Below are 10,749 nucleotides of genomic sequence, written 5' to 3' on the forward strand. Positions count from 1 at the left end.
CCTCGGTACCCATCCCCGCATCCGCGCCGGCGGCCGCTGGCGGCCAGCAGGTCGTCTACGTCAACTGCGCGGCTGCCCGCGCCGCCGGTGCCGCTCCCCTGCGCCGTGGCGAAGCCGGCTACAGCCCCGACCTCGACCGCGACGGCGACGGCATCGCCTGCGAGTAGACGCGAGCCCTCCCGCGGACTGCGCCGCGCTGTGGGCGCCGCGGGCGCCCGTTGCCTCGCCTCGCTCCTCACCCCGATCGGCGACGCATTCATCGCGGCCGGGACCTACCGGCAACTCCGTTGATGGCACTGGCGGGGACGTGAGGTGGCGGGGAGGTGCGGTGTGGATCGGATCCGCTGCGCTAATATTCATTCGGCTTATGGGGACGCCGGTCTCGCTGTGCCGCGTTCGGGTTGGCGCGCTACTGGGGCGTCAACCCGGCCGCGCTGGACCTTCCGTTGTTCCTGCCCGAACTGCCCGTGCCCGCATGGAGGTCTGCGTGAGTACCCGGATCGAGACGCTGGAATTCCAGGCCGAGGCCCGCCAGCTTCTGCAGTTGATGGTCCATTCGATCTACTCGGACAAGGACATCTTCCTGCGCGAGCTGATCTCCAACGCGTCCGACGCCCTCGACAAGCTCCGTCTTGCGTCGCTGGTCGACAAGGACCTGCAGGTCGACACGTCCGATCTGCACATCGCCATCGAGGTCGACCGGGAACAGCGCACTCTGACGGTGCGGGACAACGGCATCGGAATGTCCCGGGACGACGTCGTCCAGCTCATCGGCACCATCGCGAAGTCGGGAACGGCCGAGATGCTGCGCAAGGCGAAGGAGTCGGCCGACGCCGCCGCCTCGCGGGAGCTCATCGGGCAGTTCGGTGTCGGCTTCTACTCCACGTTCATGGTGGCGGACACGGTCACGCTGCTGACCCGCCGGGCCGGCGCGAGTGGCGGCACCCGGTGGGAGTCCAGCGGCGAGGGCACCTACGTCATCGCCGACGTCGACGACGCGCCGCCGGGCACCGCGGTCACCCTGCAGCTCAAGCCGGCGGACACCGAGGACCATCTGTTCGACTACACCTCCGAGCAGAAGATCCGCGAGATCGTCAAACGATACTCCGACTTCATCGCGTGGCCCATCCGGATGGCCACCGACGGCACGGCCACCGCCGGCACGGCCACCGAGGGCACGGAGACCGCCGGCGCCGCCACGACCGGCGTCCAGACACTGAACTCGATGAAGGCGTTGTGGGCGCGCCCGCGCGACGAGGTCGACGAGGCCGAGTACCACGAGCTCTACCGCCACCTCAGCCACGACTGGACCGATCCGCTCGAAATCATCCACATGAAGGGCGAGGGACTCTTCGAGTACGAGGCGCTGCTGTTCATCCCGTCCCACGCCCCACTCGACCTGTTCGCGCAGGACGGCCGGCGGGGAGTCCAGCTCTACGTCAAGCGCGTCTTCATCATGGACGACTGCCAGGCGCTCATGCCGAACTACCTGCGTTTCGTCAAGGGCGTCGTCGACGCGCACGACCTGTCGCTGAACATCTCCCGCGAGATCCTCCAGCAGGACCGCCAGATCCAGCTGGTTCGCCGCCGGCTGGTCAAGAAGGTGCTTTCCACCGTCCGGCATCTGCAGACGGACGACGCCGAGCGCTACCGGACCTTCTGGAAGGAGTTCGGCCCCGCCGTCAAGGAGGGGCTCCTCGACGACGTCGACAACCAGGAGGCCATCCTGGAGATCGTCTCCGTGGCCTCGACGCGTGACCCGGAGCAGACGACCACCCTGCGGGAGTACGTCGACCGGATGAAGGACGGCCAGGACGACATCTACTACCTGACCGGCGAGTCGCGGTTGATGGCCGAGAAGTCGCCGCACATGGAGGCCTTCCAGGCCCGAGGCTACGAGGTCCTGATCCTGACGGACCCGGTCGACGAGGTGTGGGTCGAGCGGGTGGCGCGGTTCGACGGCAGGCCGCTGCGGTCGATCGCCAAGGGCCAGGTCGATCTCGCCACGGCGGACGAGCAGGAAGGCGCCGAACCCGAACGCGAACAGCAGAAGAAGGATTTCGCCGAGCTGTTGTCCTGGCTGGCGCTGACCCTGCAGGAGCAGGTGAAGGAGGTGCGCCTCTCCTCGCGCCTCACGACGTCACCGGCCTGCCTCGTGGGAGACACCTACGACATGACGCCGACCCTGGAGAAGATGTACCGCGCCATGGGGCAGAACGTGCCGCATCCCAAGCGCATCCTGGAGCTCAACCCCACCCATCCGCTGGTGTCCGGCCTGCGCAAGGCCCACGAGCAGGACGGGAACTCCGACGTACTCGGCGAGACGGCCGAGTTGCTGTACGGCCTGGCCCTGCTGGCCGAGGGCGGGGAACTCACCGACCCGTCCCGGTTCACCCGCATCCTCGCCGACCGACTGGCGAACACCCTGTAGCCAGCCGCGCCCGGCAGGTCCGCGACCCGGGGGCCGGCCACGCGGCCGACGCCTGCGCTGCCAGCCGGCGCCAGATCTTGCGACATATGGCCTGGTAGGCGGATATCGTCCGGTACGCTGACCACGCCATTTGCTTCACGCAGATGCATCATCCAGCGGTGTGCCACCGGTCCGGCGGCCGCGAAGGTGTGGGCGCGTGGCTGTTTCCGCGCGCCCATCGACGCGGAGGAAGACCCCCGATGAGTCGTGTTGCCGGACCGATGAGTTGTACTGGCGGGCCGTCGAGTCCTACTGGCAGGCCTTCGAGCAACAGTCGCAGGCCGTTGCGCAGTAGTCGCGAGCCGTCGAGCCGTGTCACCAGGGTGAAGGCGGCTGGTTCGATCGCGGGATCGGCGCGCCGGATGCGGCGGCGCGGCGGGGTGGTCACGCTGGCCCTGGGCGCCGTCGCGGCGATGCTGATCGCCGGCTGTGGTGGATCGACGACCGGCGCAGAGGCCGGCTCGACGTCGTCCGCGTCGCCGACGTCGGCCACGTCGTCAGCACCACACAGCGTGACCGACTCGACCGGCGTGGCGGTGCGGATTCCCGGCGCGGTCCATCGGATCGCCGACTCGTGGCCGGCGCACAACGAGGTCGTGCAGATGCTCGGCGGCGGCGACAAGATCGTCGCGACCGTGCTGACGCCGTCCTCGGCACCGTGGCTCTACACGATCAGCCCGGCGCTGCGCCAGGCGAAGACGGTGTTCACCTCGACGACGGCGAACACCGAGGAACTCCTGACGACCCATCCCGACGTGCTGTTCAACAACACCGGCACCCAGATCCAGGCGAAGACGACGAGTGTCGGTGTTCCCACGCTACAACTGGCCTTCCAGACGTTCGACGGGCTGAAGAAGGTCGTCAACACGACCGCCGACGTGCTGGGGCCCGAGGCCAGGACCCAGGCGCAGCGCTACAACGCCTACCTTGACGCCAAGCTCGCCCAGATCCGCGCGACGAGCTCGAAGATCCCAACCGAGCAGCGGCCCAAGGTGCTGCACATCTACTCGTTGAACCCGCTGGTCGTCGACGGCACCGACAGCATCATCGACGAGTGGATCACCGCGGCCGGTGGTCGCAACGCCGCCCAGGTGAAGGGCAACGTCCGGCCGACGACCACCGAGGCCGTCGCCAGCTGGAATCCGGATGTGATCATCCTCGCGAGCAGTGCGTTCACCGGCAACGACACCGGGCAGCAGACACTGGCGAAACTGACCTCGGATCCGTTCTGGAAGAACCAGCCGGCGGTCCGCGACCACCACGCCTACGTCAATCCGACCGGCGGCTGGCACTGGGACCGGTACGGCATCGAGGAGGCCCTCCAGATCCAGTGGGCGGCGAAGACGCTGCATCCCGCGGAGTTCGCCGGGCTGAACATCATCCAGGAGACCAAGACCTTCTTCCACGACTTCCTGCACTACACCCTGACCGACGCACAGGCGAAGAGGATCGTCGACGCCGAGAACCCCGCGTAGGCAACGGCTCCGGGTTCGAGGTCAGAGCAGGGTGAGGATGCGGGGGCCGTCCTCGGTGATGGCGATGGTGTGTTCGATGTGGGCGGCGCGGCTGCCGTCGATCGTGCGCAGGGTCCATCCGTCGGGGTCGGTGCGGTAGTCGTTGCGTCCCCCGGCCATGAGCATCGGTTCGATGGCGAGAGCGAGGCCGTGGCGCAGGGGGAAGCCGCTGCCGGGCCGTCCGCGGTTGGGGACGTGGGGGTCCTCATGCATCTGGCGGCCGATGCCGTGGCCGCCGAAGTCGGTCGGCATGCCGCAGTGCGCGGCGCGGGCGACGGTGCTGACGGCGTGGGAGATGTCTCCGATGCGGTGGCCGACGGTGGCGGCGGCGATGCCGGCGTCCAGTGCCTGCTGGGTGGCGGCGATGAGGGCCAGGTCCGCGGGACGGGGGGTGCCGACGGTGAAGCTGATCGCGGCGTCGCCGGTCCAGCCGTCGAGTTCGGCTCCGCAGTCGATGCTGACCAGGTCACCGTCGCGCAGGCGGTAGTCGTTGGGGATGCCGTGCACGAGGGCGTCGTTGACGGAGGCGCAGATCACCGCCGGGAAGGGGGTGGGGGCGAAGGAGGGCTGGTAGCCCAGGAACGGCGAGCGCGCCCCGGCCTCGGCCAGGACGGTGCGGGCGACTTCGTCGAGTTCGCGCAGGCGGACCCCCACGGCTGCCGCCTGGCGGGCGGCGGTGAGGGCCTCGGCCACGACGCGTCCGGCCGCACGCATCGCCTCCAGTGCCGTGTCGGTCTTGATCTCCACCACGTGTCATGCCTCCCTGCGATGCGCTGCGAGGTACCCAATACTAATACCGGTATTAGTATCACGGGCATGGTGAGAGTTCCGTTGAGCCCGCGGGAGCGGCGACGTGGCGAGCGGTTCGGGGCCCTGCTCCGCGAGGTCCGCGGTGACCGCAGCATGGTGGACGTGGCAGCGGCGGCCGGGGTGTCCGCGGAGACACTGCGCAAGATCGAGACCGGCCGGGCCCCGACCCCGGCCTTCTTCACCGTGGCGGCCCTGGCCCACGCGCTGGATCTGTCGCTGGACGACCTGGCCGCGGCCTGCGCCGAGGACGCCGACGGCGGTGGCCAGGTCCTGTCGGCGTGACCGTCCGCTGACGCGACTCGTCGAGTCAACCGAGCGTCGAGTCAACCGAGCGTGGACCGGGCCGGCTGGTCGATGACGGCCTTCGGCTCGTCGACGAGGCCGACCGGCACGCTCTCCCCCTGCGGCCCGCCGGGGCCGCTCTCCTGCGCGACTGGCTCCACCAGCTCGCCCGCTGACCCAAACGGCCGCGGCAGTCGTCCCGTGAACGCAGGCGCCAGGCCGAGCAGCGCACCCGAATTCCCAAACACCGGGCTGAACGGCAGCAATGGAGATTACTCACCAGCGTGGCCGGACTCTGCGCGGAGAGCACCCCGCACCAGACCGCGAAAGCCCGGTAGGACATCCTTCGGTGTGAGATTCTGTGGCTGTGGTGGTAGGGGCGGAAACACCGGGTACCGCGGGTGCCGGCGAAAGTGGCGCGGACTTCTTCGTGTCCTACACCCGCACGGATGGGAAGTGGGCGGAGTGGATCGCCTGGCAGCTCGAAGCCGCCGGCTACCGAGTGACGATCCAGGCCTGGGACTTCGACCGGGGCTCGCATTTCGTGCGGGAGATGCACCGGGCAGCCGCCACGGCGGACCGCACGATCGCCGTGGTGTCGGCCGCCTACCTGAACTCAGCCTATGCGGAGGCCGAGTGGCAGGCAGCCTGGGCCGCCGACCCGTCAGGGACTGGCCGCAAACTGATTCCCATCCGCGTTGAGGACTGTCCGCGACCCGGCTTGCTGGATCAGCTCGTCGGCGACGATCTCTTCGGCCTGGACCCGGAGGCGGCGGTGGAGCGGCTACTGGCGATAGCGCGGGGAGGCCGCGGAAAGCCGGCGACGGAACCGCGCTTCCCCGGCCACTGCGCGGCAGTAGGAACCACGCCGGAGCCCGGCTTTCCTGGCCAGCTTCCACACATGTGGAAGGCCCCTGGGAGGAACCGCAACTTCACCGGCCGAGAGCGCCTGTTGGCGGCAATCAGGACGAGCCTTCGGGAGGGACGACCGGTGGCCGTGACCGCGCTTCACGGGTTGGCCGGGGTGGGCAAGACACAGTTGGCCGCCGAATATGCCCACCGGTATGCCGACGAATACTCGCTGGTCTGGTGGATCGACGCCGATCAGATTCCGCTCATCGGCGAGAAGATCGCCGCGCTGGCGGACCCGCTTGGTCTGTCCAGTGACGGGCCGGCATCCGACCTCGCGACGGCTGTCCTCGCCGCGTTGACCCGTCGAACCGGCTGGCTGGTGGTGTTCGACAACGCCGAGGACCCGGTCGCCTTGAGGAACTGGCTGCCTGACGGGCCAGGTCAGGTACTGATCACCTCCCGAAACCCGGCCTGGGGCGCGCTCGCCGACCCGATCGCCGTCGGGGTGTTCGAACGGGCCGAGTCGAGCGCGCTGCTGAACCGGCGCCTGCCCGGCCATGCCCCGGCGGTGGTGGACACCCTTGCCGCCGAGTTGGGCGACCTTCCGCTGGCGCTGGCACAGGCGGCCGGCTACATCGCCACCACCGGCACGGACCCGGCCGGCTATCTGGCCAAGTTCCGTGCCCGCAGGACAGCCCTGTTGGCGAAGGGCGACGACCCGCTCTACCACGGCACGGTCGCCACCGCCTGGTCGATGGCCCTGGACCGCCTCCAGGCCGAGGCCCCGGCCACGGTGCAACTGCTGCAGCTGTGCGCCCTGCTGGCGCCCGAGCCCATCCCACTTACCCTGTTCAGCGATCGTCCCGAACTGCTCGAGAGCCCGCTGGCGGATGCGTGCACTGACGGTCACGTCGACCTGGATCTGGACGAGGTGATCGGCGCGGCCCGGCAGTACTCCTGGGTGGGCCGCACCGGAAACATGATTCAGCTCCACCGTCTTGTTCAGGGCGTCATCGCCGACTCCGGCCGCCGGGCCCCCCACAGTGACGCGATCTGCCGCACCGCCATCACGCTGCTCAGCGGCATGGTCGACTCCCTGCACCCTGAGCTCCCGGCCGACTGGCCGCAGTACTGGCTGCTCACGCCGCACCTGGCTGCCCTGTGCCACCAGGCCGCCGTCCGCGCCGTCGACTCGCGCCACGTCGACCGTCTCCTTCACTCCGTCGCGGCGACGGTGTCGGCGCATGGCAGGAGCGGCACGTTCGCGGCAGGCGAGGCGCTGGCTTGTGCCTCCCTGGACATCCTGGCTCACCTTGGTGGCGAACAGGCACTGTTGCGAGTTCACCATGAACTGGCCTGGCACGTGGCACAGCGACGGCCGGCCAGGGCAGAACAGATACACCTCGACGTCCTGGCCGCTCGACGGCGACTGCTCGGCGACGATCATCCCGATACCCTGGCCTCCCGCCAGGAGGTCGCGTGGATCGCCGGGGTCCAGCGGCAGTGGCCCGACGCCGAGAAACAGTACCGTGAGGTCTTCGACGCCCGGCGCAGAGTTCTGGGTCTCGACGATTCCGAAACTCTCATTTCCTGGCATGAGCTGGCCTGGGCGATCGCCAACCAAAGTCGCTACGACGAGGCCGAATGGATCCTGCACTGCGTACTGAAGGCGCGCAGGAAGGTCGTCGGTGATCATCACCTCCGCACCCTGACCACCCAGCACGAGCTGGCCTGGATCGCCGCCTTGACGGGCCGGTGGTCACAGGCCGAGGCAGGCTACCGTCGCCTCCTCGGCGCCCGCCGTCGCCTCCTCGGCCACGACCATCCGGAGACGCTCGTCGCCTGGCAGGAGCTGGCTTGGGTGCTGGCGAAACAGGGCCGCCACGGAGCAGCACTGACCGAGTATCAGGCGGTACTGGAAGCACGGGAGCAGACGCAGGGCGACGAACATCCAGATGTTGTCGAGACGCGCCGCCGCATCGAGTTGCTGCAACTCGGCAGAATTCCACAGCCGCCCGTCCACCTCGCCTGAGTCAGAACCCTGAGTCAGAACGACGCGAACAGGTACGGCGTGCACCGCGGAAACATCGCGCGCAGATTGTTCGCCGCCTCGGCGGAGACTGCGCCAAGCCCCCGCACCACCACATCCTCCGGGTCGAGCACACCGTAGATCAGTCCAGCCAGTCCGGGAACGGTCAACGTCGCAGCCGGTTCGAGGTTCTGCTCACGGTGCACGACGAGGTGCCCGGTCCGACCGTCGAGCACGTACCGCCCGGCGATGAATGGATCCTCCACGACGTCGACGACCGCGAAGCCCGGCCCGACTGCCATGCCGGCGATACCTTCCAGCGACAGAATCCGGGCCATCGGCGCGGGTGACTCCGGGAACGAGGTCCGGGCCCCGATCACCACGGCGAGGTCGGTGGCCCACAGCTCCGGGGTCTCGTCAGCCCCGACCGTCACCACGATCCTGGCCACCTGGTCGACGTGCCGGGCGAAGAACTGCAGGAGCAGTGCCCGTGCCAGCGGCCCGGTGGTCAGTAGATCGTCGACGACAAGATCACCACCGTGCCCGGTGATGCGGTAGGTCGCGGCGCCGACCACCTCGCCATTCGCCCGTGCGGTGACAAGCCAGCGGTCCTCGGAGTCTCGGATCTGCACCGCCCGGGAGTCCGGGAAGACGGCAAAGCCATGCCGCTCGGCCACAAGTCGAAGGGTGAACTCGCGATAGGTTTCGTAGCCGGCACTGATCGGCGCCCAGGCAGTGTCACCATGCAGCTCACGGTGCAGCAGGCCCGCGAGGTCAGAGGGCGCGAACGCCGCCGTCCGCGTTCTGGGCAGCCCCACGTAGCCGAATCGCTGGTAGAACGACGGGCGGAACGGATACAATGCGCTCACAACATTGCCGGCGTCGCGCATCTGACCCAGCAACTCGGTCACCAGGGCCCGCGCGTAGCCCTTCCGCCGCGCAGGCGGAAGGGTGGCCAGCCCGGCGACCCCGGCCATCTGGTATACCGTGCCCCGCACGTTCTGTCGCATGGGGACTGCCGACACGTCGGCAACAGGTATGCCGTTCTCCTCGGCCAGCAGCGAGAGGTGGCTCTCGTAATATCGCTGCGTTGCACTCAGCTGTTCCCAGCCGCCGTCGCTCACCGGCGATGACTCGAAGGCGTACACCTGTATCGGCAGACTCAACGTCACACGCTCGGCGGCAGTGATCTGGCGGATCTTCATATCTCCCACTGGGCCAAGATTACGTCCTCGCTCGCCGCCAAGGAACGGCTGACGTCGAACCAGTTTCGAGGCCGGGCACACGACATCTGCATCCCAAGCGGAGATCCGCTGGCGGCAGCGGGCATTATGTCCTGTTGCCAACAGGCCCCCAGCCACGGACTGCTCATCCTCGGAGCCGACCACCCGACAACCGCAATCCACCGCCGCAACCTCGAGACAGCTCGCGTCGCCCGTGACCACGACAGGGCTGCGTAACCCGACAACACCGGGCCCGACACGCGACCCGTGTTGGCAGACCTGACGCCACCCAACCCGGCGCACCAGCGGACTCTCGTGCCTCGTCGAGGAAGATGACACCACGGCGCCGAGGCAGGGCGGGTTCCCGGACCGGGCGAGGGTGAAGCCTCTGCCGATCCATGCCCACCGCAGGAAGGCTGGGACGGCTCACGTCAGCCTCCTGCGTGGAGGAGGAGAAGGAGCTGCTTGAGTCACCGGCGCACTCACCGACGTTGGCAGGCCACCGGGTCGGGTTCACAGGGATCACACAGAGGCCGCACAGGGTCTGCGCAGGCGGGGAGCCGACCTTGAGGGCGTGACACTCCTGCCGATTACGGACACCCCCCGCACCGTCGCCCTCCGCACCGAGGCTCCCCGCACCGTCGTCGCGCGGTCCGACTGCCCGCAGTTCTCGACCCGGCCTTCCGCGCGGCGGGCCGACCGGGACGGGCGCGCCGATCAGAGAGCCACACAGCCGAACCCGCGGCCACCCCGGCCCGATCATCCAGTCCTGGACATGGTGGTGCCGGTCTACAACGAGGAGCGGGATCTCGGGCCGTCGGTCCGGCGGCTGCACGCCTTTCTCCTCGAACGGTTCCCGTACCCGTTCCGGATCACGATCGCGGACAACGCCAGCACCGACGGGACCCTGGCACTGGCCCGGGCGCTGGCCGCCGAGCTGCCCGGCGTCGCCGTGGCCCACCTCGACCTCAAGGGACGGGGACGGGCGCTGCACGCGGTGTGGTCGTCCTCGGACGCCGACGTGCTTGCCTACACCGACGTCGACCTGTCGACCGACCTGGGCGCCCTGCTCCCCCTCGTCGCGCCGCTGGTCTCCGGACACTCGGACGTGGCGATCGGCAGCCGCCTGAGCCGCGGGGCACGGGTGGTGCGCGGGCCGAAGCGGGAGATCATCTCCCGCTGCTACAACCTGCTGCTGCGCCGGACGCTGCGGGTGCGGTTCCGCGACGCGCAGTGCGGCTTCAAGGCCATCCGGTCCGACGTCGCCGCGCATCTGCTGCCGCACGTCGCCGACACCGGCTGGTTCTTCGACACCGAGTTGCTCGTCCTGGCCGAACGCTGCGGGCTGCGGGTGCACGAGGTGCCCGTGGACTGGGTGGACGATCCGGACAGCCGCGTCGACATCGTCGCCACCGCCCTGGCCGACCTGCGGGGCATCGTGCGGGTCCGCCGTGCGATGGCCAACGGCACCGTGCCCGTCGCGCACCTGCGCGACCACACCGACCGATCCCGTGGCGGCGCGTGCCGCCCGGGAACCCGCGAACGGGCCCACGGTCCTCACCATCAGTG

The 10,749-nt window shown here is 69.1% G+C and carries 8 protein-coding genes; 6 read left to right on the top strand and 2 right to left on the bottom strand.

Annotated features, from left to right (window positions below):
- The 3 genes from ND748_RS34660 to ND748_RS16500 all read left to right on the top strand — a co-directional run.
- Positions 1-167, top strand: a 167-nt coding sequence (locus ND748_RS34660) for an excalibur calcium-binding domain-containing protein (protein ID WP_374215942.1), incomplete at its 5' end; no start/stop codon positions are given.
- 308 nt (positions 168-475) lie between these two features.
- Positions 476-2,431, top strand: a complete 1,956-nt coding sequence (htpG, locus tag ND748_RS16495; RefSeq protein WP_285902230.1) for a molecular chaperone HtpG — start codon at positions 476-478, stop codon at positions 2,429-2,431.
- A 401-nt stretch (positions 2,432-2,832) separates the two neighbouring features.
- Positions 2,833-3,945, top strand: a complete 1,113-nt coding sequence (locus ND748_RS16500) for an ABC transporter substrate-binding protein (protein ID WP_251746691.1) — start codon at positions 2,833-2,835, stop codon at positions 3,943-3,945.
- 21 nt (positions 3,946-3,966) lie between these two features.
- Here the strand turns inward: ND748_RS16500 and map are convergent, their stop codons facing one another.
- Positions 3,967-4,734: a type I methionyl aminopeptidase gene (gene map / locus ND748_RS16505; RefSeq protein ID WP_251746692.1), complete on the bottom strand. Its 768-nt coding sequence runs from the start codon at positions 4,732-4,734 to the stop codon at positions 3,967-3,969.
- A 66-nt stretch (positions 4,735-4,800) separates the two neighbouring features.
- Between map and ND748_RS16510 the strand changes: the two genes are divergently transcribed.
- Both ND748_RS16510 and fxsT read left to right on the top strand, forming a co-directional pair.
- Positions 4,801-5,076, top strand: a complete 276-nt coding sequence (locus ND748_RS16510) for a helix-turn-helix domain-containing protein (RefSeq protein WP_251746693.1) — start codon at positions 4,801-4,803, stop codon at positions 5,074-5,076.
- A gap of 370 nt (positions 5,077-5,446) precedes the next feature.
- Complete coding sequence (gene fxsT / locus ND748_RS16515) at positions 5,447-7,960, top strand: FxSxx-COOH system tetratricopeptide repeat protein (protein ID WP_374215943.1); 2,514 nt, start codon at positions 5,447-5,449, stop codon at positions 7,958-7,960.
- 14 nt (positions 7,961-7,974) lie between these two features.
- On the opposite strand, the gene eis is transcribed toward fxsT, so the two are convergent.
- A complete protein-coding gene (gene eis, locus ND748_RS16520) occupies positions 7,975-9,129 on the bottom strand; it encodes an enhanced intracellular survival protein Eis (RefSeq protein WP_374215944.1) in 1,155 nt (384 codons plus the stop codon).
- Positions 9,130-9,754: 625 nt separating this feature from the next.
- On the opposite strand from eis, the gene ND748_RS16525 reads away from it, so the two are divergent.
- Positions 9,755-10,749: dolichyl-phosphate beta-glucosyltransferase (locus tag ND748_RS16525; RefSeq protein WP_374215941.1), on the top strand; the 995-nt coding region annotated here is incomplete at its 3' end.

Source organism: Frankia sp. AiPs1, from assembly GCF_023716945.1.
Taxonomy (GTDB): Bacteria; Actinomycetota; Actinomycetes; order Frankiales; family Frankiaceae; genus Frankia.

What these genes read in the sequence shown, in the direction of transcription:
- ND748_RS16500 (WP_251746691.1), top strand. Translation starts at nt 2,833, where the DNA reads ATGCGGCGGCGCGGCGGGGTGGTCACGCTGGCCCTGGGCGCCGTCGCG.
- ND748_RS16510 (WP_251746693.1), top strand. Translation starts at nt 4,801, where the DNA reads ATGGTGAGAGTTCCGTTGAGCCCGCGGGAGCGGCGACGTGGCGAGCGG.
- htpG (WP_285902230.1), top strand. Translation starts at nt 476, where the DNA reads ATGGAGGTCTGCGTGAGTACCCGGATCGAGACGCTGGAATTCCAGGCC.